The organism is Phytohabitans sp. LJ34, from assembly GCF_052068095.1.
Taxonomy (GTDB): domain Bacteria; phylum Actinomycetota; class Actinomycetes; order Mycobacteriales; family Micromonosporaceae; genus Phytohabitans.
Genome location: NZ_JBQHDG010000029.1, coordinates 96,987 through 122,780 on the forward strand (window position 1 = coordinate 96,987; position 25,794 = coordinate 122,780).

A 25,794-nucleotide genomic window follows, 5' to 3' on the forward strand; every position below is an offset into this window, starting at 1 on the left:
ATCCACAGCGGGTTCCCGCCTACCCAACGCACGCCCTATGATGGCACGCGGCATTCGGGGAGGAACGCAACGACGAGCAGCGCGGGAGGACGCCGGCCCGCGTTCACGGGGTGGGGAGGGCGGCCGACTGTGGTCACCACAGGCAACGGCATAGCGGAGGTCGCGGGCGCGAGCCCGGTGCAGAGAAAGAAACTCAAGCGCGGCGGCATCGTCACGATCGCCACCGTGCTGGGGCTCGTCGCGGCGATGGGCCTGACGATCCTGGGTCTGGGCGCGGCTGACCACGCGGTGGCCAGCTACGACGCCAGCTCGTGGCTGTGGAGCTCGCTGCGCAGCGAGATGGCCCGGGTCAACGGTGTGACCGGCCGGGTCGACACCCGGCTCCAGATCCCGCGCGGCCAGGGGCACCGCATGCAGGTGTCGCAGACCGACCGTTTCCTGATCCTGCGCGACCTCAACACCGGCCAGGTCAGCTCCCTCGATTTGGCCACGCTCCAGGTGACCGCGACGACCAAGACGGTCGCCGGGGTGGGTGTGAGCGTGGCCTTGCAAGACGACAAGGCGTTCGTGGTCGACGCGGTGCAGGGTGTGGTGCGCCAGCTCGACCCGCGCTCGCTGGTGCCGATCGGCGAAGAGGTGCACTACCCGCCGGGCATCACCGGTGGCTCGTTCGACGGCGGTGGCAACCTGTGGGTGGCCGTGCCCAGCGAGGGCACGGTGTCCGCGGTGACAGCGGCGCCGTTGCCCGACGCGCCGGCCGCGTCCGGCGGCACCGGCGGTGGCCACAGTCCGGCGATCGTGCGCACCGTCGACGTGGCCGACCCCAGCCACGACCTGACGATCTCCACGCTGGACGACGGCGTGGCGGTGCTCAACCGCACCACCAAGACGCTGACCACGGTCAAGGGCGAGGAAAAGCTGGCCACCCCGCTGACCATGGACGGGGTGGGTTCGCTGCCGCCGCGTACCAACGGGCCGCGGGTGCCGGTGACGGTGCCGGACGCCCGCCACGTGTGGGTGGTCGACCCGGACAAGGTGCACGACTTCACGGTGCCCGGCGACGGCGCCACGCTGGAGCCGGCGGTGGCCTGGGCCAACCGTTTCTACGCCGCGGACACCTCGACCGGCACGGTGTACGTGTTCGACGCCAACGGGCAGCTGCTCGACAAGATCGAGATCAAGGGCGCGAACGGGCCGCTGGAGCTGGAGGTCCGGGAAAACTACCTGTTCATCAACGCGCCCAACTCGCAAAACGCGACCGTGGTCGACGACAAGGGCCAGGTACGCACGGTCGACAAGTACGCCAACGACGTGCTCGGTGGCGACCCGCCGCCGCCTCCCCCGCCGCCGGTGAAGAAGGACCCGCCGGTGGGCAAGCCAGGCGCGCCGCGCCAGGTCATCGCGACCGGCGGCAACACCGAGGTGACGGTCGGCTGGCGGGCGGCCAGCCCCAACGGCGCCGCCATCACCAAGTACGTGGTGGAGGGCGACGGCAAGAGCATCGAGGTGGGTGCCGACCAGCGTTCGGTGCGGATCACCGGCCTGGTCAACGGGCAGGAGTACCGCTTCTCGGTGTACGCGGTCAACGCCAAGGGCAACGGCCCCAAGAAGCAGAGCAACCCGGTCGTGCCGACCTCCGAGGTGCCCGACCCGCCGGCGAGCGTGACCGCCGAGGCCAAGCCGGACGGCACGGTCGTGGTGAAGTGGCCGGCGGCCAACGGGCAGGGCGTCGACATCCGCAAGTACACGGTGACCGCGGTCGCCGCGGGTGCCGCCGCACCGGCCGGCGAGTCGACCTCGACCGAGCTTGTCGTGCCGGCCGGCGAGCTGGAGTACGGCAACCAGTACGCCTTCCAGGTCGTCTCGGTCAACGAGCGCGGCGGCGCGTCGAAGGCGTCCCCGGTCAGCAACAGCGTGGTGCCGTTCGCGGTGCCGGACCGGCCGCCGACGCTCGACGTCACCACGGTCAAGGGCCAGGCCGGCACGCTCCACGCGGTGTGGGCCGCGCCGCCGGAAAACGGGCGCCCGATCACCAAGTACGTGGTGGAGGCGGACGGCAAGCGCACCGAGGTCACCGGCACCGCCACCGACATCACCGGGCTCGGTGAGGGCGCCAACGTCACGGTCAAGGTCCGCGCGGTCAACGAGGCCGGCGAGGGTCCGGAGGCGACCGCGACCGGCCGCACGGTGGCCAAGCCGTCGGTGACCGTGACCGGCAGCTCGGCCGAGTACACGTCCGTGACGGTCAACTTCGCCGTCGAAAACGGTGGCGGCAACGTGACGTGCAGCCTCAAGGTCGGTGCCAAGACTCAGGCCGGTGGCTGCGACTCGATCACGGTCGGCGGGTTGACGCCGAGCACGGCGTACGACTTCACGGTCACCGTGACCAACGCGGCCGGCAGCGCCACCGACACCGGCAGCCGCGCCACACCGGCGGTCGTCGGCACCTCGGTGTGTGTCAACAACACCGCCAGTACCGACCCGGGCCAGCACACCTGGTGCAACAACCCGGACAACGGGATGGGCGTGTTCACCAGCACCTCGCTCAACAGCAGCCAGGTCGGCCGGGCCAGCAACGGGCAGAAGATCGAAGCGGTCTGCTACACCACCGGCCAGTCGGTCAACGACTACGTCTACAACCCGGGCAAGACCGACCACACCAGCTACTGGATCAAGATCAAGTGGGGTGGCGCGGAGCGGTACATGTCGTTCGCCTGGTTCAACGTCCACATGGACGCACCCAACAAGCTCGATCCGCTGCCGGGGTGCTGATGACCGCGACCGTCAACCACACCCACGCGACGAGCCCACCGGAAGGGCTCACCCCGCAGCACGTGCAGGGCTTCGCCCAGCTGGCCGCGCGGCTGGCCGACAACATCGGCTCGGTCGTGCTCGGCAAGCCGCAGGTGGTGCGGCTGGCGCTGACCGCGCTGTTCGCTCAGGGGCACGTGCTGCTCGAAGACGTGCCCGGCGTCGGCAAGACCACGCTCGCCCGCGCGATGGCCGCCACGATCCGGGGGCAGTGGCGGCGCATCCAGTTCACGCCCGACCTGCTGCCCTCCGACGTGTCCGGCGTGACCATCTTCAACCAGGCCACCCGGGGCTTCGAGTTCCACCCCGGGCCGGTCTTCGCCAACGTGGTGATCGCCGACGAGATCAACCGCGCCTCCCCCAAGACCCAGTCCGCGCTGCTGGAGGTCATGGAGGAACGCACCGTCACGGTCGACGGCGTGCGGCACCCGGTGCCCCGACCGTTCCTGGTGGTCGCCACGCAAAACCCGGTCGAGATGGACGGCACCTACCGGCTGCCGGAGGCGCAGCTCGACCGGTTCCTGGTCAAGCTCTCGGTCGGCTACCCGAGCGAGGCGGTGGAGATCGAGGTGCTGCGCGGCGCGACGATGCGTTCGCCGGAGGCCCTGGAGGCGATCGCCGACACCAACATGATCGGCCAGATGGTCGCGATGGCGCAGCGGGTCCACATCGCCGACCCGCTGTACGCGTACGCGGTGCGGCTGGCGGCGGCCACCCGCAACCACCCGCAGGTGCGGGTCGGCGTGAGCCCCCGTGGCGTGATCGCGCTGACCCGGGCGGCGTGCGCCTATGCGCTGATCGAGGGGCGCGGCTTCGTGCTGCCCGAAGACATGAAGACGCTGCTGGAGCCGGTCTTCGCGCACCGGGTGCTGCTCACCTCCGACGCCCAGCTGCGCGGGGTCACCCCCGCCGACGTGCTCAACGACGCGATGGAGCAGGTGCCCGTCCCACTGCCCAACGGCGCGCAGCAACCGCCGCCCGCGGCACACCAAAACGGCACCGCCTACCCCAACGGCACGACCCACCAAAACGGCACCGCCTATCCCAACGGCACGACCCACCAAAACGGCACGGCCCACCCCAACGGCGCCGCGTACCAGAGCGGCGCCAACCCGCCCGGCACGTACGGCACGCCTCCCGGGCGCCACCCGGCGGGATGAGGCTCACCGCACGCGGCGCCGGCCTGCTCGCCAGCGCGGGCGTGCTGCTGGCGGCCGGCTTCTGGTTCGGCTACCCGGAGCTCACCCTGCTGGGCAGCGCGGCGGCGATCGCGATCGGCTGCGCGTTCGCCCACGCGGCGTGGCGCCCCGGGCTCTCGGTCAAACGCGTCGCCGACCCAGAGCGGGTGGCCCGCGGCGACCCGGCCACGATGACGCTGACCGTGCGCAACACCGGCCGGCTCGCCTCGGCCAGCCTGATCGCCGAAGACCGGTGCGGCGCCAAGCCGGTGCCCGTGCCGCTGCTGCGCCTGCGTCCCGGCCACGACACCACGGTCAGCTACCCGGTGCCGACCCAGCGCCGCGGCGTCCTCCCGGTCGGCCCGCTGCGGGTCACCCGACGCGACGCGCTCGGCCTTGTCTCGCTGGCCCGCGCCCACGGCGACACCACCAACGTGTGGGTACACCCGCGCATCCACCACCTCACCGCGATACCGGCCGGGGTGGCGCGCAGCCTCGACGGCCGGCTCGACCGGGTGCCACACGGCACGATCACGTTCGACTCGTTGCGCGAGTACGTGGTCGGCGACGAGCTGCGCCGCGTGCACTGGCGCACCAGCGCCAGGGTCGGCGAGCTGATGGTGCGCGAAGACCTCGACACCTCACTCCCCCAGCTCGTCGTGCTGCTCGACGACCGCGCCTCGGCGCACCCGCGGGAGAGCGTCGACGAGACCTTCGAGTCGGCGTGCGAGGCGGCCGCCTCGGTGCTGGCCGCGGCCGTGCGCGAAGACGTGCCGGTAACCCTCCAGCTGGTATCCGGCGGCGGCGGCACCGCCAACTTCCTCGACCGGCTCGCCGAGGCACACCTGCACCGCGACGGCGACCTGCGAGCGGCCACCACCCGCCTGCGCCAGCAGCGCCTCGGCGACACGCTGATCTTCCTCACCGGCCCCGGCGGCGGCGCCGACCTGGGCCTCGTCGGCGCGCTGCGCGGCCCGTTCCCGGCGGTGGTGGTCGGCATGTTCGGCTCGCACGGCCCGACCCCGGCCGCCGTCGACGGCATGGTGGTGCTCGACGCCAAGGACGGAGCCGAGTTCGCCGCCGAGTGGGAAGGCGTCCAGCGGTGGTGAAGAAAATCGCGAAGGCGACGCCGGTACCCGTCGTGCTCATGATTTTGATCGGGTTGAGTGGCGCGGCGCTGGCGCGGATCTACGCCGGCCCGCTGCTGCCCCAGCTCGTCGTCGGCGCGGCGGTCGGCTCGGTCGGGGTGAGCGCCGCGGCCCGGCGGCTGCCGTCGTGGCTTGTCGCGCCGGTGTCGGTGGCCGCCATGGCCGTCTACACGCTCGTCGCGCTGCGGCTGGCCGCGCAGCGCGCCGACCTGCCCGGCGGGCTGGCCGACGTGGCCACCGACGCCGCCCGCAACGGCATCCCCCGCCTGCTCACCGCCATGATCCCGGTCGAGCCCACCCCCGACACCGTGCTGGTGCCGGTGGTCGGGGCGTGGCTGGCCGGGCTCGCCGCCACCGAGGTCGCGGTGCGCTCCGGCCGGGTGCTGCTGGGCTACCTGCCGCCGGCCGCGCTCTACGCCGGCGCCCTCTACGTGGTGGGCCCCAATGCCGAGGCCGCCGTGCTGCCCACGCTGGCGTTCGCGGCCGCGGCGGCGGCCGGGCTGGCGATCACCGGCCGACCACCGACCGCGGCCGGCGACGGCATCGCCGCGCCGGTCCGGGCCGCCATGCGGGTACGGGTGGCCGCCGGCGCCGCCGCGGGCCTGGCCGCGATCGTCGTGCTCGCCGCGGTGGTGGGCCCGTTCGTCGCCGACCAGGTCAGCACGCGGCCGGTCGACCCGCGCAAGTACGTGCAGCCGCCGCAGGTCGACAGCCTCGACGAAAACCCGCTGATCCGCATCTCGGGCTGGGCGCTCAACCCCGACCAGCACCTGCTCGACGTCGACGCCCAGCCGGGCGGGCCGGTGCGGCTGCGGCTGGCGGTGCTCAACGACTACGACGGCATCACCTGGCGGGTCGGCGCCACCTACCGCACCGCCGGGCGGGTGCTGCCCTCCCCGGCCGTCGCACCGGACTCCACAGTAGACACCGTGCGGCAGCGGGTGACGATCGCCGACCTCACCGGGCGGCTGCTGCCCACCGTGGCCACGCCCACCGCGATCGACGGGGCCCGCGTCGCCTACGACCCGGGCAGCGGCACGCTCATCCGCCCGGAAGGGCTGCGGTCCGGGCTGGCCTACTCGGTCACCTCCACCCGCGAGCAGCCCGACCTCGGCCTGCTGTCGGCCGCCGACGTGCCCTCCGGCGCGGCGGTGGCCCGCGTGCTGCGGGTCGGCGACGGCGTGCCGGAGCAGATCCAGCGGCTGGCCGACCAGATCGCCGACGAAAACGGCGCGCCCTACCAGCGGGCGGTGGCGATCGAGGAGTTCCTGGCCACGCACTACCGGGTGGTCGCCGACGCGCCGAGCGGCCACGCCTACCCCAACCTTGGCTTCTTCCTGTTCGGCCCGCGCGGCGGCGGCGGGCAGGAGGGCACCTCGGAGCAGTTCGCCGCCGCCTACGCGCTGCTCGGCCGGCTGATGGGCCTGCCGACCCGGGTGGTCGTCGGCTTCCAGTCCGCCACCGGCACCGGACCGGTACGCGGCGCGGACGCGCTGGCCTGGCCGGAGGTGCTGTTCGAGGGCGTGGGTTGGGTGCCGTTCGACCCGATGCCCAAGCCGGACACCGAGCCGCGCCCGGTCGAGGAAGACTTCAAGCCGCCCACCGAGCCGCCGAGCGAGCCACCCACCGAGGCACCCACCGCCTCCGCCGCCCCCAGCGCCTCCGCCGCGGCGGCCGCCCCGCCGGGCGGCACGAAGGGGCAGCTCACCGGCGCGGTCGTGGCCGGCGGGCTGAGCACCCTGCTGGTGCTGCTGATCGGCGGCACCGCCGCGGTGCTCCTGACCATGCGGCGCGGCCTGCGGCGCCGGCGGCTGGAGCACGGCCCGCCGGCCCAGCGGGTGGCCGGCGCCTGGCTGGAGGTCAGCGACGCGCTGCGCCTGGCCGGCCGGCCCGCCGGCCCGCACCTCGACGCGACCGAGGTGGCCGCGCACGCCCAGGTGGCGGCCGAGGGTCGGCGCGCCAACCCCCGCCTCCGGCAGGCCGCACCACCGATCGAGGAGCTGGCCGAGCTGGTCAACCACGCGACGTTCGCACCGTTCGCCACGGACGAGGCCCAGGCCCGCCGGGCCGGCGCGCAGGCGGTGGCGTACGCGGCGGACCTGCGCGCCCGCCGCTCCTGGTGGCGACGCCTGCTGTGGTCACTGCACCCGGGCCCGCTGCACTGGCACAAGCGCCGCTGACGTGACGGCGACACCCCGCTAAGTTAGGCTTCCCTAACGTGAGGGAGGAGTCGCTGGCCGACCTGCTGGGCGGGCGGCGCGGAGCGGTGGACGCGACGGTGCCACCGCTCGCGTTCGTCGCCGGCTGGCTCGCGACCGGCCAGTCACTGTGGGGCGGCGTGATCGCCGCACTAGCGGCCGGCGCGGCCGTGGCCGGGTGGCGGCTGTCCCGCGGCGCCAAGCCCGGCGCCGCCCTCGTCGGCCTGCTGGCCGTCTGCCTGGCCGCGCTGATCGCCGTCCGCACCGGCCGCGCCGCCGACTTCTTCCTGATCCAGCTCGTCTCGAACGCGGCCAGCGCCCTCGCCTGGACCCTCAGCATCGTGCTGCGCTGGCCCCTGCTCGGCCTCATCGTCGGCGCGGTGCTGCGTCAGCGCACCCGCTGGCGGCGTGACCCCGACCTGCTGCGCGCCTACGGCCGGGCCAGCTGGATCTGGGTCCTCCAGTACGCCGTGCGCCTGGCCGTCTTCCTCCCGCTCTACGCCGCCGACCAGGTCGCCGCGCTGGGTGTGGCCCGGGCGGCGCTGACCTGGCCGCTGGTCGCCGCCTGCCTCGCGGTGAGCTGGTGGGTGATCCGCCGCTCGCTGCCACCGGACCACCCGGGCCTGCGCCACCCGGTCACCGCCGACACCCGCGCCGCGACCCCCGCGCCCACCTAGACGATCCATTCCAAGACACATGCGAGCTACCGCGACGTCCGTCGTGGTCCAGACCGCTGCTCCCGCGGCCTCACCCGTCCGCCGCCGGTCCCGCTCACCCCGCCCACCCCTGCCCTCGAGAGGGCAGCCCGGTCACCGTCTGGGCGGGTATACGGGGATCCCTGCCGGGAATTCACGCCCAAGAGGGCTGCCCTCTTGGGCAGGGGTGAGGGCTTGCGGCGCGGGCATGGCAGCGGAGGTCGGGGATCTCGGCTCGCTCCGCGAGCCGCCGGCCGCAGCGGTCTCCGGCGGGAGCGGCGGTCTACAGCTGACGCGGATCCGGGAAAAGCCTTCTCAGGAAGGGGTCGCCGACGGGGTGATGGAGCCTGGGATGTCGCGGACGAGCGTGCCGGTGGTGGAGTTCCACAGGCGCACGGTGTTGTTTCCTGTGCCGACGGCCAGGAGCTTGCTGTCCGGGCTGAACGCGAGGCTGGTGATCTCTCCTCGGTGGCCGGTGAGGGGTGGGCCGATCTCGTCCCAGCTCTCGGGATTCCACAGGCGCACCATGCCGGAGCTCTCGAAGGCGCCCGCGAAGTACTTGCCGTCCGGGCTGAAGGCGAAGGCTTGGATCCCGTAGCTGTTGTCCGCGGCCGGGATGAGGGTGTCGCCGGTGGCCGGGTAGAACAGCTGTAGCCTGCGGCTGTTGCTGGTGGCCACGAGCCATTTGCCGTCCGGGCTGAATCCCACCTGCCCGACGGATCCCATGTCGCGGGATTTGAAGGGGTTACCGATCGATGCGCCGGTCGCGGGGTTCCAGCGCCGCACGGCCTCGTCGGTGCCGCCGCTGACAAGCACCTTCCCGTCAGGGCTGAAGGCGACGCTGGTGACGGAGGTGGCACTGCCCGACGGGGACGGCGCCGCCGCGGCTGGGCTGGGCTCGATCGGCTTCTTCGTGCCGACATTCCAGATGCGTACCGTGCCGTCGCTGCTGCCGCTGGCGAGCGTCTCGCCCAGCGGGCTGAAGGCGAGGCTGGAGACCCACCCGCTGTGGCCGGTCAAGGGCTCGCCGACAAGATCCTTCTCGGCGACGTCCCACAGCCGGATGGTATGGGCGGTGTTGCTGGCGCTGGCCAGGAGATTGCCGTCCGGGCTGAACGCGACGCTGGTGAGTCCGGCGGACGCGGCGTTCAGGTCTCCGCCACCGATGGGCTTACCTGTGTGAGGATTCCACAGTCGGATGAAGCCGTCGTCGCTGCCGGTCGCGAGCATCTTGCCGTCGGGAGCGAACGCGACGGTGCGGATGCTCGGCGCCGCGGCGCCGCCGCTGCCCTCATCGGCCGCCTGCTCGCCGTCGTAGACGATCAGGAAGGTCGCGAGCGACACGACGAGCACGGCGACGCCGGCGACGGCGGCCCGAAATCGGCCGGACCGGACCAGGTCGGCCCGCCAGCCCGGCGGTCGATTCCGCGACGGTGTCGGTGCCGCGTGGGGTTTTGGCCGCACCGGCGCGGTAGGCGGTGGCTCGGCCACGACGGCGGTCGGCGCGGCCGGCGTGACGGCCGGATCGGCCGGCGCGGGGGTCGGCTCCCCCGCGACGGGGGTCGGCTCCGCCACGACGGGGGTCGGCGCGGCCGCGGTAACGGCCGGATCAGCCGGGGTGCGGGCCGGCTCGGCCGCGACGGGTGTCGGTTCTGCCGCGACGGCGGTCGGCTCCCCCGCGACAGGCGGCGGCTCGGCGGCGGACGGCGGCTCGGCGGCGGACGGCGGCTCGGCGGCGGGCGGCGGCTCTGTCGGGGTGGGCTTCGGCGCGGCGGCGGTGGTTTCAGGTTCGTCACGAAGCCCTCGCAGATCCTGCGTCGCCGCCGCGACGGGTGCGGGTGGCACTTCGAGGGTGGCCGGCTCTGGTTCGACATTCGCGGGCATCGCCGTCGGCGACTGCGGCTCCGCCGCGACGGGCTCCGGCACCACCGGCTGCGCGGCGACGGGCGCCGGCGCCTGCGGCTCCGCGGCGACGGGCGCGGGCGCCGCCTCCACCTCGACCTGGACGGTGACTTCGCCGGTCGGCCCCCTGAACGTGATGTGACCGGTCAGCGAGCCGGCCCGGGGCGTCGCGACCGACACGTCGAAGCCGTCCGCTGTCTCCACGACCCGGATCCACGTGTCGGACGCGTCAGGCGTGCAGGCGCGGGCGACCGGAGGCCCCAGCAGGCGCAGCGTGCGGTGCTCCCGCTCGGCGTCCGGTGTGGACGGTCCGAAGTGGAGTGCGGGCGGATCCGGCTGGATGGCCGCCTCGTGCAAGCCGGCCTGGGCGGCCTCGGCGACGTAGCGGATGTCGGTGCCGGCGATCTCGGTCAAGGCGGCGAACGCGCCGGCCGCGGCCTGGAGGTTGTCGCCGGTCAGGCGCGACCGCAGCTCGGTGACGGCGCCGAGTCGGGTGAACATGTTCGTGTCCACCATCGCCGCCCGCAGGTCGGGTGGCACCTCCATCGGCCGGATGCGCCGGCGGCGGCTGCGGGCCAGGTACAGCTCGCCCTGCATCTCGACGTCGCGGCTCGGTGTCTGGTGCGGGTTTCGTTCGCGCACCTTGTCGAAGACGTAGTCGTAGAGCTCGTTGAGGGAGACCCAGCCGTCCTCGTCGCGGTCCGCGTTGCCGGTCGCGAGGCCCTCGACCAGCGCCGCGGTGAACACGGACGGGCTCGGGCCGTGCGCGTCGGCGAGTTGGTCGCCCTCGAAGGCGTACTCGATCGAGCTGGACGCGGTGATCACCGCGCGGCCGCGCCCGCCGCCCAGCCGGCCCACCGGAAAGCTGTCCAGCAGGTTGACGTCTCCGGACGCGCGCACCGTGACGCCCTGGCTGAACGCACCGCCGTAGCAGCAGTCCAGCAGCAGCACGATGCTCCGTGAGCGGCTGGCCCGCATGCACCGCTGCACGAACGCCGCCGATATCGCGGTCGACCCGAGCCGGTTGGGGCGGGTGTTGCGGGTGGCGAAGTACAGCTCACCGGACTCGTCCTTCAGCCCGTGGCAGGAGAAGTGCAGCAGCAGCACGTCGTCGGGGCGGCTTTCGGAAAACAGGTCCTCGATCTGGACGCCGACGTCGTGGGCCGGGCGGTTGCGCGCCACCTCGACGGTGAAGCCGCCGATCTGCGGGTCGCCGAGGACGCCGGCCAGCGCGGCCGCGTCCGCCGCGGCCGACCACAGGCGTTGAAGGCCGTCGTGCTCGTACTCGTCGTTGGCGACGATCAGCGCCTTGCGCTCGCCGTCCACTGTCAACTCCCGCCGCCGGCGCTGTCCACTGTCAACTCCCGCCGCCGGTGCCGGTGTGCCGGCTCACGAACAGCGCGACCAGCCGGTCCTGGTCGCTCGCCGTCGCCTCGGACAGCTCCAGCACGTCGCCGCCGATCTCGATCCGCACCGTGCGGCGGGTGCCCGCGCCGCGACCGAGCCAGGCCCTGATCGTGGTGACGACCCCGCTGAGGGCCACCGCCGATTCGCCGAGCGTCACCAGCAGCGCGCCAACCGCGGCCACGTCGAAACCGCGGGTGCCCGGCGGCGGCGCACCCCCGCGCAGCGCGCTCACGTCCCGCACGTCGAGCTGGCGCAGCTCCTGCCGCAGGTAACCGGTCAGCGCGTCGATCCGTTCGGCGTCCGCACCATCCTCGGCCAGGTAGACGCGTACGTCGCTATTCATTGCCAACCCTTCAGCCGGCATCGTGCACGGCGGGAGCGCATAGATGGTGCCGGGACCATCGGACAATCTAGACGGCCGCGCCGGAAGGGTGCCGTCGCCAACCCGACAAACCGCTATCCTGTGCGTGGCGCCGCGCCGATCGAGCACCGCTCTCGGCTTTCCCACAATTCATCGAGGGGGCGACCATGCCCGCGTACATCCTGACCGGCACGCCCGGCTCCGGTAAGACCGCGATCCTGCGCCAGCTCGAGCTGGACGGCCACGCCGTGGTCGAGGAGGCGGCGACCGACGTCATCGCGCTACAGCACGCGCTGGGCCGGCCCGAGCCGTGGCGCGAGCCGGGCTTCGTCGACGAGATCGTCGCCCTGCAACGGCGGCGCGCGCGGTCGACCGGCGGCACGACCTTCTTCGACCGTTCACCGGTCTGCACGCTGGCCCTGTGCCGCCACCTCGGTCTGCCGCCGACCAGCCTGCTGCGCGACGAGGTCGCTCGGGCCGGCCACTTCTACGCGCGGACCGTCCTGTTCGTCCGCAACCAGGGCTTCGTCGAGCCGACCGCGGCCCGGCGGATCAGCTTCGCGGACTCGCTCGCCTTCGAACGGGTCCACGAGCAGACCTACCGCGAGCTCGGCTTCACGCTCGTCGACGTACCCGCCGGGCCGCTGCCGCGGCGGGTGGCCGCGGTGGTCCGGGCGATTAGGATCTGAAGGCGTGGCGGACGAGATCCTGGACATCGTCGACGAGCACGACGTGGTGGTGGGGCAGGCGCCGCGGCCGGAGGTGTACGCCAGGCGGCTGCGCCATCGGGCCGCGTTCGTGCTGGCCCGCGACCCCGACGGGCGGATCTTCGTGCACCGCCGCACCGCGCACAAGCTCGTGTTCCCGTCGCTGTATGACATGTTCGTCGGCGGGGTCCTCAGCGCCGGCGAGAGCTACGACGAGGCGGCCCGCCGGGAGGCGGCCGAGGAGTTGGGCGTCGACACGCCGCTGGCGCCGGTCCCGCTGTTCCGCTTCCTCTACGAGACGCCGGCGCACACCTGGTGGTCGGCGGTCTACGAGGTGCGGGTCGACGGGCCGGTGCGGCCGCAGCCGGAGGAGGTCGACTGGTGGGCCTTCCTCACCGAAGACGAGCTGCACCGGCGCCTTGACGAGTGGGAGTGGGTGCCGGACGGCTTCGAGGCCTACCGGCGCCTCCGCGAACACCCGCGGCAAAGCTAGTGCGGTGGCCACAAACGCTCACCCGAGCCGGCGAAACCGGCCAACCTTTGTGGCCACCGCACTAGCGGACGCGGAAACGCGCTAGGCCGCCGTGTGGACTTTGAACGGGTCGTGCTCGGTGAGCAGCTTGTCCAGGCGGGCCTGGTCGACGCGGCCCACCACCTCGGTGGTCTCCTGGTGGTCACGGATGCACTTGGCCAGCGTGAACGCGGAAGTCACCACATACAGCAGGGCGAGGCCGAGAAACGCGCGGATCCAGACGCCGACGGGCAGGTAGATGATCGCGACACAGGCCGCGAACAGGGCGACGCCGAACGACAGGCCCGCCTGCACGAAGAACGCGGTGGTGGTTTTGCGGGGCACTGGAGCGGTCATGCGTAAATGCTCGCCGTGGGCGGCTCCGCGGCCCAGAGCTCTCGTACTCAGCACCGCGGAGCACCCACACTCATCACCGCGGAGCACCCACACCCGCGTGGCGCCTACTCCTTGGGCGGCTGGCTGAACCGGACACTGTTGCCCGCCGGGTCACGAAACTCGCACTCCCGCGGACCGTACGGCATGTCCATCGGCTCCTGGATCACCTCGGCGCCGCTGGCCCGCACCGTCTCGAACGTCGCGTCGAGGTCGTCGGTGGACAGCAGCAGGCCGGACAGCGACCCCTTGGCCAGCAGCTCGCGCAGCGCCTGCGCGTCCTCGGGCGGGCGCCCGACGCCGACGGTGGTCAGCACGATGCCGAACTCGGGCTGGGACGGCGGCCCGACGGTCAGCCAGCGGGCGTCCTCCATGGCGACGTCGAGGCGGACCTCGAAGCCCAGCGCGTCGCGGTAGAAGGCCAGCGCGGCCTCGTGGTCGTCAACTTCCAAAAACATGCTTCGGACTGAGATGGTCATGACCGGGACGTTACGACGCCGCGCCGAGCCGTGCTTCTCGAATCCTGCCTGTATGGCGAATGTCGGGCCCCCGGCGCCCCCTTGCGCGGGTCAGCGCGGAAGCGATACAGGAATGCGCATTCTCGTTGACCCCCGCGGCCACCCACCGATCTACTGGCGTCGATCCCGACGCGGCGGCGGAGCCCCGTTGCGCGATTACGCATGCCCGCGTTGCCAGGTTTCGCACCCACATCGCCCGGCACCCCACATCGCCCTCCGTGTACTCGGACGATGCTCTTGTCCAACCGCGTGACAGCGTGTTACGAAGCATGCGCGGGGGCATCGGCGGCAGGCCGGACCCCATCAAGGGGGGCAAATGCATCGTTCGCGAGATGCGGTGATCGTGGGACGGCCGATACCGTCCCTTGTCCATTGGGGACGGTCCGCCGACGCCGATCTGGTCTACCGGACACTGGTGACCTTCGGGCCGGTCACGGCCACCGACCTGGAGCGCGACCTCGGCCTGTCCCGGCGGCGGGTGGTCAGCGCCCTCGACGAGCTGGCCGCGATCGACGCGGTCGGGTTCGGCCCGGCCTCCACCCGCCGCGGCCAGCTCTGGCGGGCCACCCCGCCGGCACAGGTGTTCGCCTCGCTGCGCCGCGGCCAGGTCAGCAAACCCAGCCCGCCGCCGGGCGGCCCGCGCACCGCCGTCGAAGACCTGGTCCACGGCCAAGGGCTGCGACACCTGCGCACCCGCGCCCTCACCCGGGCCCGGGTGGCCGAGCTCAACGCCGTGGCCACCCACGAGCACCTGGCCATGAACCCGGAGCAGGCCTTCACCGCCGAGGTGGCCCGCGCCGCCGTGCCGATGGACCGCATGCTGCTCAACCGCGGCGTACACATGCGGGTCCTGGGCGTGCAGGCGGCCCGCTCGGACCCGCTGCTGCCACACGGACGCCGTCCCACCGAAAGCACACCGGACTACCGCGAGGTGGCCACGGTCCCGATGAAGCTCATCGTCGTCGACCGCAAGGTCGCGTTCTTCCCCGTCGACCCCGACAACTTCGAACACGGCTACCTCGAGGTGGCGCAGGCCCCGGTCGTGTCCGCGCTCGTCAGCCTTTTCGAACGCCACTGGGAGGCAGCCCGTGATCCATGGGAGTGGGCAGTGCCGCAGACCGCGCTGAGCCCCCGCGAGTACACACTGATCACGCTGCTGGCCAACGGACACACCGACGCCAGCGCCGCCCGCGAGCTGCACATCAGCACCCGCTCGGTCTCCAACATCCTGCGCGGCCTGATGGACCGCCTCGGCGTCGACAACCGCTTCCAGCTCGGCCTGACCCTCGGCGCGCTGCGGGCCGCCGAACCCGCCGCCCGCCCGGCCGCCGCCGCGGAGGAAGAGTGATGACCCGCCGCCTGCTCCTCACCGTCGCCGCGGTGGCCGCGCTGCTGCTGCCCTCCACGCCGGCGGCCGCCGCCGAGACCGTCTACTACGCCGCACCCTGCGCCTCCGGCGCGTTCACCGGCTACGCCGGCTCACTCGACGGCAAGAGGCCACTGGTCGTGCTCAGCGGCTGGGCCAGGCCATGCGTGTTGACGCCCTCGGGCACCAAGTTCGGCTTCGTGCACTACTACCAGCAGACGGCGCTGCTGCCGATCGACGACAGTATCGGCACCGGGCTGAAGGACTACAAGGTGCTGGCCGGCAGGACCGAGTTCACCGTCACCAGTGACCTGACCAGCACCGCACACACCCAGCTGGAAAGCGAGCTCGGCCAGCTCACCGCCATCTGCCTCATCCGCGACCGCAACGCCCGGCTCGCCTGCGTCGCCGTCGACCGGCCGACCCCGGACGCGGCGCCGGTGGTCACTCCCCTGCCGGTAGACGACGAACGCGTCCGGTCCATCCCGGTGACCGGCCAGCTCGAGTCCGGCGACATCGCACCGATCACCCAGCACTGTGGAAACTGCATCTAGGAGAGCTTTCGGAGCCGGGGTTGCTTCGGCCTTGGACAAAAGATGTGAGCTACCGCGATGCCCGTCGTGGTCCGTGCCGTCGCTCCCGCGGCCTCACCCATCCGCCGTGGGTCACGCTCACCCCGGCGGCTGCGCCGGGCCCTTGCGGCCCCGGCCTGGGGTGGGTGCGCTCGGGATGCATTTGCTCTGCTTCCCTGGAGGGGCCACCCCGCATTTGCCCATGTCCGCGTCAGCGGCGGACCGTATGCGCGGGGTCCCCGGGGAAAATGTGGAGCGCGGCGGAGCGTTTTCTTGGGGTGCTTTCCCGCGGGCACCACTCCCGGCCGGCGGCTCGCAGCGCTCGCCGAAACCCCGGCCGTCCACTGCCAGCTCCGCGAAACAAGCCCCGAAGGCGGCCCTCGCAGGCCCTACCGGGCGCCATCCTGACGCAGCGTCACCAGCCCAGCGATCGGGACTTCGAGATCTAGGAGACCTAGGGTTGAAATAGCGCCCCAACTCTCCTAGATCTCGAATCTCGCGCCGCTCACACCACCGCAGCGGTTACCCGCGGCGACGAAACCCGGAGTTTTCCCAGAGCGCCGATCCGGGAACAGACATTGTGGACAAACGTCTACCACCGGCGCGACCAGCGGCGGACGGGTGAGGCCGCGGGAGCAACGGTCCGGACCACGACGCACATCGTGGTCGCGGGGCTTCCTAGGCGTCGCGGCGGCGCAGCACAAGGTAGCCGCCGAGCAGCGCGGCGACCGTCCACAGTGTCAGGAGCCCTAGCCCGGTCCACGCGCCGTAGTCGCGGGCCCAGCGGGCCTCGTCCTGCGGGCCGGCCAGGTGCATGACCACCCAGCCGGTCTGGTCGGGCAGAAACTGGGTCACCTTGCGGATCACCGGGATGTTGCCGAGGCCCTGCGAGCCGAGGAACAGCACCGGCAACAGCCCGCCGAGCACCAACGCGGTGTGCCGCACCATCGCCGCCACCCCGAACGCGAACGCGCACATCAGCGTCAGGTAGACGCACGCGCCGGCGGACGCTTGCAGAGCACCGGGCGAGGAGGGCGACACCCGCGACGAGGCCAGCGTGGCCGCGACCGTCACGACCGACGCGACGGCCGCGACCGCGGTGACGGCGGCCAGCTTGGCCAGGTAGAAGCGGGCACGGTCGGGAACGGCGGCCAGCGAGGCGCGGATGGTGCCGGAGGAGTACTCGCCGGTGACCGCGAGCGCGCCGAACACCACCAGCGCCATCTGCCCGATCGTCAGCGGCAGAAATGTGGCGAACAGCGGGTCGTAGTTGACCCGGCGCTCGGCGTCGCGCAGCGACAGCTCCAGCAGGTACGCGAGGCCGGCGCTCACCACCACGAACGCGGCCAGCGTCCACGGCGTCGAACGCACCGTCCGCAGCTTGGTCAGCTCGGCGGAAACGAAGGAGATCATCGGACACCTGCCGTCAGGGAAAGGAAACCCGCCTCCAGCGAGCCGTGCGCGGCCACGAACTCGGGCAGCGGCGTATCGGCCAGCAGCCGACCCCGATGGATCACCACCAGATGGTCGGCGGTCACCTCCATCTCGCTCATCAGGTGGCTGGAGACGAACACCGTGCGCCCCTCGCCCGCCAGCCCGCGCAGCAGGCCGCGGATCCACCGCACGCCCTCCGGGTCCAGGCCGTTGACCGGCTCGTCGAGCAGCAGCACCGGCGGGTCGCCGAGCAGCGCGGCCGCGATGCCCAGCCGCTGCGCCATCCCCAGCGACAGGGCTTTGGCCCGCCGCCCGGCGACCGCGTCAAGACCCACTAGCGAAAGCACCGCACGCACGCGCGAGGCCGGTATGCCGTTGGTCCGCGCCAGCCACAGCAGGTGGTGGTAGGCCCGCCGCCCGCCGTGCGTGGACTTCGCCTCCAGCAGCGCGCCGACCTTCGTCAGCGGCCGGCGCAGGTCGCGGTAGCGGGTGCCGTCGATGCGTACCTGCCCGCCGGTGGGATGGTCCAGGTCGAGCATCATCCGCATGGTCGTGGACTTCCCGGCGCCGTTCGGGCCGAGGAAGCCGGTGACCATGCCCGGCCGCACCGCGAACGACAGCCGGTCGACCACGACCGTCCGTCCGTACCGTTTCTCCAGGTCCCGTACCTCGATCACGGCACCGACGCTAGGTGGCGGGGCGGCGGCCGGCAGTCGGCGAAAGTCGTCGAGATGCGCCGACGAAGGTTGACGCACGTACCCTTCGGGCGTGGGCCGACATCTCCTCGCCGCCGCCGTCGTCGCCGCGGACACCGCGATCCTCGCCGCCGGACACCCCGGCCTGGCCTGGCTGGGGCTGCTGCTCGCGGCGGCCGCGCTGCTCACCTACCGGCTGCCGGTGGCCGGCCTCGCCGCGGCACTCGTGCTCAACGCGGTCACCGGCGTGGCGTATCTGCTGATGCTCTGGACCGCCTTCCGGGCCGGACGGGCGATCGGCGGCCGGCGGGACGCGGTCGCCGCTGTCGGGGCCGCCGCCGGTGGCCTGGCGCTGCTGCTCGCGGTGCGGCCGGCCGACCCGCGCGCGATCCCCCAGCTCGTCGTGCTCCACCTTGTCTTCGTGGCGCTGCCGCTGCTGGTGGGCGGCTACCTCGCCCAGCAGGAGCGGCTCACCGCCGCGCTCGCCGACCAGGCCCGCCTCGGCGAGCGGCTGCGGATCGCGCGGGACATGCACGACTCGGTCGGCCGCCGGCTCAGCCTGGTCTCCATGCAGGCGGCCGCGCTGGAGGTCACCGCCCTGCCGCCGGCCCAGTCCGACGCCGTCCGCCGCCTCGCCGCCACCGCCCGGGAGGCCATGGACGAGGTGTACGGGGTGGTCGGCGCCCTCCGTGACACCCCCGACCTCGCGGCGCTGGTGGCGCAGTTCCGCGCGGCCGGTGTGCCGGTGGAGCTACGCGAGCGCGGCGTCGCCCGGCCGCTGCCCGAGGCCGCCTACCGGGTCGTCGAGGAGGGCCTCACCAACGCCGCCAAGCACGCGCCGTCCCGCCCGGTCACCGTCGAGCTCGCCTGGCAGCGGCGCGCGCTTCGGGTCATGCTCACCAACCCCGGCCCGGCCGGGTCGGCCACCACCGCGGGTGCCGGCCGCGGGCTGCCCGGTCTGACCGAGCGGGTACGGCTGGCCGGTGGCCGCCTCCAGCACGGTCCCGTCGACGGAGTGTTTCAGCTCAGCGCCGCGCTCCCGCTCCAGTCGCCGCCCGCACCGGCGATCCGGCGTCCCCTGCTCGTGGGGGCCGCCGCGGCGGCGCTGCTGTTCCTCGTCCTGCCGGCGACCATGATGCTGGGCGTGGCATGAACGCACCCCACGAAAACGCTCCGCTTCCCTCCACGTTTACCCGGGCGCCCCGCATCCGCGTGCTCGTGGCCGACGACGAGCCGCTGATCGCCGCCGGCATCCGCACCGTGCTGGAGTCGGCCGGCGACATCGCCGTGATCGCCGAGGCGGGCAACGGCCGCGCCGCCGTCGAGGAAGCGGTCCGCCAGCAGCCGGACGTGGCCCTGCTCGACATCCGCATGCCGCTGCTGGACGGCCTCGCCGCCGCCGAAGAGCTGCGTCGCCGCGCACCCGCCGTCCGCACCCTCGTGCTCACCTCCTTCGGCGCCGAACCCAACGTGCTGCGCGCGATCCAGGGCGGCGCGTCCGGGTTCATCCTCAAGAACTGCACCCCCGACGAGCTGATCCGCGCCGTGCGGGCCGCCCACGACGGCGAGGCGTACCTCTCCCCCGCCGTCACCCGCCTCGTGCTCGGCCTCGTCGCGCCCGCCGAGGCGGCCCGCCAACGTGCGGCCGCCGCCCGGCTGGCCGCGCTGGCGCCGCGCGAGGCCGACGTGGCCCGCCTGGTCGCCGAAGGCCTCTCCAACGCCGACATCGGCCGGCGCCTGGGCATGAGCGAGCCGAGCGTCAAGACCTACGTCAGCCGCGTGCTCACCAAGCTCGACTGCGCCAACCGCGTACAGGCCGCGCTGCTGGTCCGCGACGCCGGGATTCTGCCGACGGCAGAAGGCCTGCGCTGACAGCGAAAGCGCGATCCGCCGGCCCCACCGCGAACCTACGGTTGAGCGCATGACCGACCAGACACTCGACGACGCCGTCTACAACCGGCTGCTCAAGGAGCGCATCATCTTCCTCGGCAGCGAGGTAAACGACGCGGTCGCCAACCGCATCTGCGCGCAGCTGCTGCTCCTGGCCGCCGAAGACCCCACCCGCGACATCAACCTGTGGATCAACTCACCCGGCGGCTCGGTGTACGCCGGCATGGCCATCTACGACACCATGCAGTTCATCGACAACGACGTGTCCACTGTGGCCATGGGGCTGGCCGGCTCGATGGGCCAGTTTCTGCTCTGCGCCGGCGCACCCGGCAAGCGCTACGCCCTGCCGCACGCGCGCATCATCATGCACCAGCCCTCCGGCGGCATGGGCGGGACCGCGGCCGACATCGCCATCCAGGCCGAGCAGATGGTATTCACGAAGAAGTCGCTGCTGGATATGATCGCCCACCACACTGGACAGACCTACGACCAGATCGTGCGGGACGCCGACCGCGACCGCTGGTTCACCGCCGAGGAGGCCCGCGTGTACGGCTTCATCGACAAAGTCATCGCCGGCGCCGGCCAGGTCCCCGCGGGCGCGGGCACCCTCGGCTAGGCGGCCAGGCACCGTCCATCATGGAGGGTGCCGACGATCCACGGCGTAGCACCATTGGTGGAGTCGACCCAGCCGACGAGGCACCCGACGCTCGCCCGCACGCCGTACACGATCGCACCAGCCGGCGCCGGATCGGTGTATCGCGCCACCCGCACCGCCGGCTCGACGAAGCCCGCCGCGACAAATGCCGCGCGCAGCGCCTCGACCGTGGGCGGCACGGCGAAGACACAGGAGAACGGCTCGGCCGGACACTGGGCACCGAGGCCGGCGACGTACGCCTCGCGCACCTTGTCGACCAGCCGGCCGGCCGCCTCCCGCCGGCTCTCCGACAGCGGCTCACGCCGGGCGAAGTCGTCGGCGAGCCGGTCGCAGTAGCCGTCGTCCGGCTCCGCCCGCGCACACGCGAACCCGTGCACCACCCGCGGCGGCGCGTCCTCGCCCCCGGTCGCGCCGCGCACCACCGGCACCAGCACCGCGCTCCCGCTGGCCAGCAGCAGCAGGATGCCCAGCGCCAGCCACAACCGCCGTCCCCGCACCGCCACAGACTAGAGACCTTTCGGCGTCGGGGTGGCTTCGACCCTGAGCCCCTACTTAGACCGAGATTTGAACTACCGCGGCGTCCGTCGTGGTCCGGACCGCTGCTCCCGCGGCCTCACCCATCCGCCGCTGGTCGCGCTCACCCTGCGCGCAACCGGCCCCGGGGAGAAAGCGGCCGGGGGAATTTGGCTCGCGCCAGGCGGTGGTCGACGTTTGTCCACAATGCCTGTTCCCGGATCAAAGTCCCCGCCGCGGGGCTGGTGACGCCGCGTCAGGATGGCGCAGGTAGGTGCGGCGACCGCCTACGAATTCCAAGCGGGACAAGCCCTCCTAGCGTCCCCCTGCGACAGGTTTCCCTTGATCGGGGCACCGATGCTGGTGATCGTGGTACGCAACTGCCCCTGGAGGGGCAGTAAACGTCCACGATCTGTTCGCCGGCCGCCGAGGTCGACGCCGATCAAGGAAGCCGAGGCAAGCCACGACCGGGCCCGCACCCGGGAAGGTCGGTCTGGCGCTGACGCGGAGGTGGGAAATCCGCCTCGAATTACGCAACGCCGCGGGGGCAGCGGCGACGTGAGCCGCAAGCAACAGCGGACGGGTGAGGCCGCGGGAGCAGCGGTCCGGACCACGACGGACATCGCGGTAGCCCGAAATTTTCTTGTCGAATCAAGGTTTCGAACCCCGAGAGGCCCCGAGAGCTCCCTGGATAGGGTGTCGGCCATGACTGAGCAGCAGGCCGCGCCGGTCCGGGCCGGCATCGTCATCCTGCCCGACCAGCGCTGGGCGCGGGCCGCCGGTCGGTGGCGGCGCGCCGAGGAGTACGGGTTCGCGCACGCGTGGACCTACGACCACATCGGCTGGCGCGACCTGGTCGACGGGCCCTGGTTCGACGCGGTGCCCACCCTGGCCGCGGCCGCGGGCGTGACGTCCCGGATCCGGCTGGGCACGATGGTGGCCAGCCCCAACTTCCGGCACCCGGCGCACTTCGCCCGCGAGATCACCGCGCTGGACGACATCAGCGGCGGGCGCCTCACGCTCGGGGTCGGCGCGGGCGGCGTGGCCGGCTTCGACAACACGGTGCTCGGCGGCGAGGCGCTGCCACCGCGGGCGCGGGTCGACCGGTTCACCGAGTTTCTGGAGATCCTGGACCCGCTGCTGCGCGGCGAGCGTGTCACCTACCGCGGCCACTACTACACCGCCGTCGACGCCCGCGGCACGCCCGGCTCGGTGCAGGCCCCGCGGGTGCCGTGGGTGGTCGCCGGGCTGGGGCCGAGGTCGATGCGCCTGGCCGCGAGGTACGGCGCCGGCTGGGTGACGACGGTGGGCCGCATGGAATCGCTGGACGAGTGGTGGCGCGCGGCCGGGGAGGCGTCCCGCCGCTTCGACGACGTCCTGGCCGCCGCGGGCCGCGACCCGTCTACTGTGGACCGCTTCCTGTCCCTTGACTCCGCGCCGCGCTACTCGCTGTCCGGCGCCGGCTACTTCGCCGAGGCGGTGGGGCGTGCCGCCGGCCACGGCTTCACCGACGTGCTGTCGCACTGGCCGCGCGCCGACAGCTGGTACGCCGGCGACGAAGCCGTCCTCGAAGAGGTGGCGGGCCTGCTCCGGCTTCAATAGAACTCTTCGTGGCTACCAACCCAAAAGGCTGATGACCGTAAAGCGAGCACGAGGAAGTCTACGTATATGACGGCGGTTCGCTGTGCGGGGTAGAAATCGTCCGCGATCGAGGCGGGTGATCGCCCCAATGGTTGTCGGTGGTCTGCTGGCCGGCATTGTCGCGGTGCTGTCCTTGACGGAGTTGCCGTCCTGGCTAAATTGGTGCCCGCCGTGGCTGGCCGTGCTCCTCGTCGCCGGCTTGGGCGGGTCCGCGACGGAGGGCTTGCAGCGGTGGGCCGAACACCAGCGCGCGGTTGCCGACAGCGAGCGTGCGGCCGTGGACCTGCTTCGCGGATACTTCGGCCGGCATAAGAAGTTTCCTCGCTTCGGCGAGCGGCGCACGGGGGCCCTCGCGCTTCACGTTCATCCCGCGATCAGCTTGCCCCCGGTCCCCGAGGGCATTGGCGCCGCGCACCGGCCGACGCTACTCTCGCGGACCCACCAAGCAGGAAAGGGCGTTCTCGATCCGGACCTGCCGGCATTTGTGCCGCGCGAAAAGCAGGAAGAAGTCGAGGCGTGGATGCGTGACGCGCGCATCGACGGCGGATTCTTGATCCTGGTTGGCGACTCGTGTGTGGGTAAGACTCGCCTACTGTACGAGGCCGCCCGCCAGCATCTCGCCGACTTCGCCGTACTCGCCCCCGTCCTCGGCGACGGCGGTCTGGTCGACGTCGTAGCGCAGGCGACCTTTCCATTGCCCAATCTGGTCGTGTGGCTCGACGAACTCCAGCGTTTTCTGCCTGGCCCCTATCTCACCGCGGGCTCCACAGCCATCACCGCGGCCACGATCCGACGGCTTCTCGACGCCCCCGCCCCCGTGGTAATTGTCGGTACCTTGTGGCCAGAGCATGCTCTGCACCTTCGCGCCAGCGCGACGGACGCCCCCACCGGCGAAGCGCTGCCACGAAACTCCGATGCCGCCGATATTCTCACCCATCCACGCGTGCATGAAATTCGACTCGGTTCATTTTCCGAAGCCGAACGCGCGGCCGCCGCTCGCCTCGCGGCTCACGACCCCCGCTTGGCGGCCGCCCTGAAAGATCACCACTACAATGTGACCGAGGCGCTCGCGGGCGTGCGCGAGATCATCAGGCGCTACGGCCGGGCGACCGACGCCCAGTTGGCCATCTTGCACGCGGCCGCCGATGCCCGCAGGGTTGGCATACAGGCCCCACTTACCGAAACGCTTCTCGTCGATGCCGCGCGCGGATACTTGACGAACATCGAATCAAGCGACGACTGGTTTCGTCCAGCCATGGACGAACTGACCAGCCACAAACGCCAACAAGACAGGGCCACCGCTCCACTTGTGCCGGTGGCTAGCCCAGACATGCGAAAAGCGCTCGGTTACACCGTTACCGACTATCTGCTACAGCAGCTCACCAGGGAACGCCGTAGCCAGCCCATACCGGCGCTCACTTGGCAGGCGTTCACCGGGTGCACCCACTCCGACGGCGACCTCCAACGGTTAGCAGAAAGTGCATACCGGCGGCTCCTTTACGAGTACGCCGAACGAACTTATCGGATCATTGTCGGCCGCACCACCGAATTCACCTCCGACAACATCGTCGATGCGTGGGACATTGCGTTCGCCGCCCGCCAGCTAGCAGCACTCTTGATCGCGCAAGGACGCGCAGTCGAGGCCGTCGACGTGATTGAGGCGGTCCACACGAGAAAATACTGCTTCTCACCGCAGGTTGTGATTTGGCTAGCAGAGTTGCTCACGGAAGAAGGGCGTACCGACGAGGCGATCGATTTCCTGCGTGGTCAGACGAAAGAGCTCAAGAGGCTCCTGCGTAAACGTGACAACATAGGCACCGGCAACTTCCACGTCATGGCGTACCAGATGGACGAACTGTTGGATCACCTCTTGGCCGAGCATGGACGCGAGGACGAATTACGTGCCCGTTACGAATCCGGCATTCGGACCGCCGCACCGGAACTAGGCCGCCTGCTGGCCAGAGCGGGCCAGCTCGACGACGCGATCAGTGTCCTCCTCGACGGCGTGAAGACCGGAGCCTGGACCGCCGAGCAACGGCTAGCCGAAATATTGGCCGAGCACGGACGCATCGAGCAGCTCCGTGACCGCGCCAATGCGGGCGACGAGCACGCCGCCGATCAGTTGGTCCACCTTTTGATCGCCCGGGGCCACACCGACGAGGCGACCGAAGTCCTGAGACACCACGCCAACGCGTACCACGGACGGGCCAAGCAGTTGGTCCGGCTACTGGTCGCGCAAGGCAGGACAAACGAGGCCATCGAAGTCCTGGAGGATCGTATCGCCGACGGTGACTGGTACGACGCGGAGAGGTTGGTCGAGCTGTTGGTCAACCAGGGCCACATCGACGAGACGATCGACGTCCTCCGGCCCCACGCGGACGCCGGCGAGAGGCACATGCCCTCGCTGCTGGCTCAAGTGCTGGCAGCACAGGATCGCCTCGACGAGGCGATCGAGATCCTCCGGACCCACGCCGACGCCGGCAATTGGGACGCCAAGACGCGACTGGCCGAGTTGCTGGCAGCGCATGGCCGTACCGACGCACTACACACCCTCGCCGACGCCGGCGAGGAATACGCCGCAGCGCGGCTGAGTCAGCTCTTGGCAGGACAGGGCCGGATCGACGAAGCGGTGGCCATCCTCCGGTCGAGCGCCACCGCGGGCGGTTGGAGCGTCGACCAACCGCTCGCCGATCTGCTGGCGAACAATGGTCTTCCGGACGGCTCGATCGACTATCTGCGCACCCGCAGCGACGCCGGCGACTTCCATGCCGCCAGAGGGCTGGTAAGCCTTCTAGCGAAACACGGCTGCGTCGACAAGCTGTCGCTAGAGGTCGTCGCGGGCACGCCAACGGCCGCAACGCGCCTGATCGACCTGCTGGTCGAACAAGGCGACACCGCACGAGCCTGGCAAATCCGCCGGTACGGCCTCAACGTCGATGGCTCGCCGCGGACGTCGACACATTCCGGTGGCTGAGGATGCCTCGGTGGACGGGAGCAGTACCGCGCATGCATGCCTCGTCACCACCCGTAGAGCGTCCTAGGAGGCTAGAGAACTTCCGGGGGGCTCCACCACAGCGGACCGGCCATGCCGCGAGAGCAACGGCCCGGACCACAACGGACGTCGCGGTAGCCCCGGGGATTGAAATGGCCACGAGCGGCCGCAACCTCATCCCGGGGTGGACGCATCGGTGCGAGCACG

18 protein-coding genes and 3 pseudogenes are annotated in these 25,794 nt (G+C 71.8%); 14 read left to right on the forward strand and 7 right to left on the reverse strand.

Translation table 11 applies throughout. The features are described from left to right. Window positions 1–177: 177 nt before the first annotated feature. From ACTMTJ_RS39105 to ACTMTJ_RS39125, 5 genes and pseudogenes are all read left to right on the forward strand, one after another. Window positions 178–2,772: a fibronectin type III domain-containing protein gene (locus tag ACTMTJ_RS39105; protein ID WP_441223825.1), complete on the forward strand. Its 2,595-nt coding sequence runs from the start codon at window positions 178–180 to the stop codon at window positions 2,770–2,772. Then, window positions 2,772–3,773, forward strand: a pseudogene (locus tag ACTMTJ_RS39110) (AAA family ATPase); the annotation flags it as partial. The gene ACTMTJ_RS39105 and the pseudogene ACTMTJ_RS39110, both read left to right, overlap by 1 nt. A 194-nt stretch (window positions 3,774–3,967) precedes the next feature. After that, a complete protein-coding gene (locus ACTMTJ_RS39115) occupies window positions 3,968–5,098 on the forward strand; it encodes a DUF58 domain-containing protein (protein WP_441223794.1) in 1,131 nt (376 codons plus the stop codon). Further along, window positions 5,046–7,317 (forward strand): annotated as a pseudogene (locus ACTMTJ_RS39120) (transglutaminase family protein); the annotation flags it as partial. The gene ACTMTJ_RS39115 and the pseudogene ACTMTJ_RS39120, both read left to right, overlap by 53 nt. 38 nt (window positions 7,318–7,355) lie before the next feature. Then, window positions 7,356–8,012, forward strand: coding sequence for a DUF3159 domain-containing protein (locus tag ACTMTJ_RS39125; RefSeq protein WP_441223795.1), 657 nt, complete (start codon window positions 7,356–7,358; stop codon window positions 8,010–8,012). Between the two features lie 333 nt (window positions 8,013–8,345). On the opposite strand, the gene ACTMTJ_RS39130 is transcribed toward ACTMTJ_RS39125, so the two are convergent. Both ACTMTJ_RS39130 and ACTMTJ_RS39135 read right to left on the reverse strand, forming a co-directional pair. After that, the gene (locus ACTMTJ_RS39130) at window positions 8,346–11,258 is read right to left on the reverse strand and encodes a caspase, EACC1-associated type (RefSeq protein WP_441223796.1); all 2,913 of its coding nucleotides are present in this window, start codon (window positions 11,256–11,258) and stop codon (window positions 8,346–8,348) included. 31 nt (window positions 11,259–11,289) lie between these two features. Further along, on the reverse strand, window positions 11,290–11,682 hold the full coding sequence (locus ACTMTJ_RS39135; RefSeq protein WP_441223797.1) for an effector-associated constant component EACC1: 393 nt from the start codon (window positions 11,680–11,682) through the stop codon (window positions 11,290–11,292). A 185-nt stretch (window positions 11,683–11,867) separates the two neighbouring features. Between ACTMTJ_RS39135 and ACTMTJ_RS39140 the strand changes: the two genes are divergently transcribed. Both ACTMTJ_RS39140 and ACTMTJ_RS39145 read left to right on the forward strand, forming a co-directional pair. Further along, on the forward strand, window positions 11,868–12,389 hold the full coding sequence (locus ACTMTJ_RS39140; protein WP_441223798.1) for an AAA family ATPase: 522 nt from the start codon (window positions 11,868–11,870) through the stop codon (window positions 12,387–12,389). A gap of 4 nt (window positions 12,390–12,393) precedes the next feature. Further along, window positions 12,394–12,900, forward strand: a complete 507-nt coding sequence (locus ACTMTJ_RS39145; RefSeq protein ID WP_441223799.1) for an NUDIX hydrolase — start codon at window positions 12,394–12,396, stop codon at window positions 12,898–12,900. Between the two features lie 81 nt (window positions 12,901–12,981). Here ACTMTJ_RS39145 and ACTMTJ_RS39150 read toward each other — a convergent pair whose 3' ends face one another. Both ACTMTJ_RS39150 and ACTMTJ_RS39155 read right to left on the reverse strand, forming a co-directional pair. Further along, window positions 12,982–13,275, reverse strand: a complete 294-nt coding sequence (locus tag ACTMTJ_RS39150) for a YiaA/YiaB family inner membrane protein (protein WP_441223800.1) — start codon at window positions 13,273–13,275, stop codon at window positions 12,982–12,984. A 104-nt stretch (window positions 13,276–13,379) separates the two neighbouring features. Then, on the reverse strand, window positions 13,380–13,790 hold the full coding sequence (locus ACTMTJ_RS39155; protein WP_441223801.1) for a VOC family protein: 411 nt from the start codon (window positions 13,788–13,790) through the stop codon (window positions 13,380–13,382). Window positions 13,791–14,145: 355 nt separating this feature from the next. Between ACTMTJ_RS39155 and ACTMTJ_RS39160 the strand changes: the two genes are divergently transcribed. Continuing rightward, window positions 14,146–15,177 (forward strand): LuxR C-terminal-related transcriptional regulator, encoded by a 1,032-nt coding sequence (locus ACTMTJ_RS39160; protein ID WP_441223802.1) that lies wholly within the window; start codon window positions 14,146–14,148, stop codon window positions 15,175–15,177. Next, window positions 15,177–15,749, forward strand: coding sequence for a hypothetical protein (locus ACTMTJ_RS39165; RefSeq protein WP_441223803.1), 573 nt, complete (start codon window positions 15,177–15,179; stop codon window positions 15,747–15,749). Before ACTMTJ_RS39160 ends, ACTMTJ_RS39165 begins: the two co-directional genes overlap by 1 nt. 696 nt (window positions 15,750–16,445) lie before the next feature. Here ACTMTJ_RS39165 and ACTMTJ_RS39170 read toward each other — a convergent pair. Both ACTMTJ_RS39170 and ACTMTJ_RS39175 read right to left on the reverse strand, forming a co-directional pair. Beyond that, window positions 16,446–17,180, reverse strand: coding sequence for an ABC transporter permease subunit (locus ACTMTJ_RS39170; RefSeq protein WP_441223804.1), 735 nt, complete (start codon window positions 17,178–17,180; stop codon window positions 16,446–16,448). Between the two features lie 53 nt (window positions 17,181–17,233). Then, a pseudogene (locus tag ACTMTJ_RS39175) lies at window positions 17,234–17,878 on the reverse strand (ABC transporter ATP-binding protein); the annotation flags it as partial. 91 nt (window positions 17,879–17,969) lie between these two features. Between ACTMTJ_RS39175 and ACTMTJ_RS39180 the strand changes: the two are divergent. From ACTMTJ_RS39180 to ACTMTJ_RS39190, 3 genes are read left to right on the forward strand one after another with little or no spacing between them, the layout of a single operon-like run. Further along, window positions 17,970–19,049: a sensor histidine kinase gene (locus tag ACTMTJ_RS39180; protein ID WP_441223805.1), complete on the forward strand. Its 1,080-nt coding sequence runs from the start codon at window positions 17,970–17,972 to the stop codon at window positions 19,047–19,049. Continuing rightward, on the forward strand, window positions 19,046–19,768 hold the full coding sequence (locus ACTMTJ_RS39185) for a response regulator transcription factor (protein WP_441223806.1): 723 nt from the start codon (window positions 19,046–19,048) through the stop codon (window positions 19,766–19,768). The genes ACTMTJ_RS39180 and ACTMTJ_RS39185 overlap by 4 nt, the downstream gene beginning before the upstream one ends. A gap of 49 nt (window positions 19,769–19,817) precedes the next feature. Continuing rightward, a complete protein-coding gene (locus tag ACTMTJ_RS39190; RefSeq protein WP_441223807.1) occupies window positions 19,818–20,402 on the forward strand; it encodes an ATP-dependent Clp protease proteolytic subunit in 585 nt (194 codons plus the stop codon). Here the strand turns inward: ACTMTJ_RS39190 and ACTMTJ_RS39195 are convergent. Beyond that, window positions 20,399–20,938, reverse strand: a complete 540-nt coding sequence (locus ACTMTJ_RS39195; protein ID WP_441223808.1) for a DUF6993 domain-containing protein — start codon at window positions 20,936–20,938, stop codon at window positions 20,399–20,401. The genes ACTMTJ_RS39190 and ACTMTJ_RS39195 overlap by 4 nt on opposite strands. A 721-nt stretch (window positions 20,939–21,659) precedes the next feature. Between ACTMTJ_RS39195 and ACTMTJ_RS39200 the strand changes: the two genes are divergently transcribed. Then, window positions 21,660–22,556, forward strand: a complete 897-nt coding sequence (locus ACTMTJ_RS39200; protein WP_441223809.1) for an LLM class flavin-dependent oxidoreductase — start codon at window positions 21,660–21,662, stop codon at window positions 22,554–22,556. 115 nt (window positions 22,557–22,671) lie between these two features. Further along, entirely contained in the window at window positions 22,672–25,569 is a 2,898-nt protein-coding gene (locus ACTMTJ_RS39205) for a tetratricopeptide repeat protein (protein WP_441223810.1), read from the forward strand. Window positions 25,570–25,794 lie beyond the last annotated feature (225 nt).

Excerpts from the sequence above, each read along its gene's own strand:
- ACTMTJ_RS39135 (WP_441223797.1), bottom strand. The coding sequence starts at position 11,682 with ATGAATAGCGACGTACGCGTCTACCTGGCCGAGGATGGTGCGGACGCC.
- ACTMTJ_RS39160 (WP_441223802.1), top strand. The coding sequence starts at position 14,146 with ATGCATCGTTCGCGAGATGCGGTGATCGTGGGACGGCCGATACCGTCC.
- ACTMTJ_RS39185 (WP_441223806.1), top strand. The coding sequence starts at position 19,046 with ATGAACGCACCCCACGAAAACGCTCCGCTTCCCTCCACGTTTACCCGG.
- ACTMTJ_RS39200 (WP_441223809.1), top strand. The coding sequence starts at position 21,660 with ATGACTGAGCAGCAGGCCGCGCCGGTCCGGGCCGGCATCGTCATCCTG.
- ACTMTJ_RS39190 (WP_441223807.1), top strand. The coding sequence starts at position 19,818 with ATGACCGACCAGACACTCGACGACGCCGTCTACAACCGGCTGCTCAAG.
- ACTMTJ_RS39140 (WP_441223798.1), top strand. The coding sequence starts at position 11,868 with ATGCCCGCGTACATCCTGACCGGCACGCCCGGCTCCGGTAAGACCGCG.
- ACTMTJ_RS39170 (WP_441223804.1), bottom strand. The coding sequence starts at position 17,180 with ATGATCTCCTTCGTTTCCGCCGAGCTGACCAAGCTGCGGACGGTGCGT.
- ACTMTJ_RS39115 (WP_441223794.1), top strand. The coding sequence starts at position 3,968 with ATGAGGCTCACCGCACGCGGCGCCGGCCTGCTCGCCAGCGCGGGCGTG.
- ACTMTJ_RS39155 (WP_441223801.1), bottom strand. The coding sequence starts at position 13,790 with ATGACCATCTCAGTCCGAAGCATGTTTTTGGAAGTTGACGACCACGAG.
- ACTMTJ_RS39150 (WP_441223800.1), bottom strand. The coding sequence starts at position 13,275 with ATGACCGCTCCAGTGCCCCGCAAAACCACCACCGCGTTCTTCGTGCAG.
- ACTMTJ_RS39165 (WP_441223803.1), top strand. The coding sequence starts at position 15,177 with ATGACCCGCCGCCTGCTCCTCACCGTCGCCGCGGTGGCCGCGCTGCTG.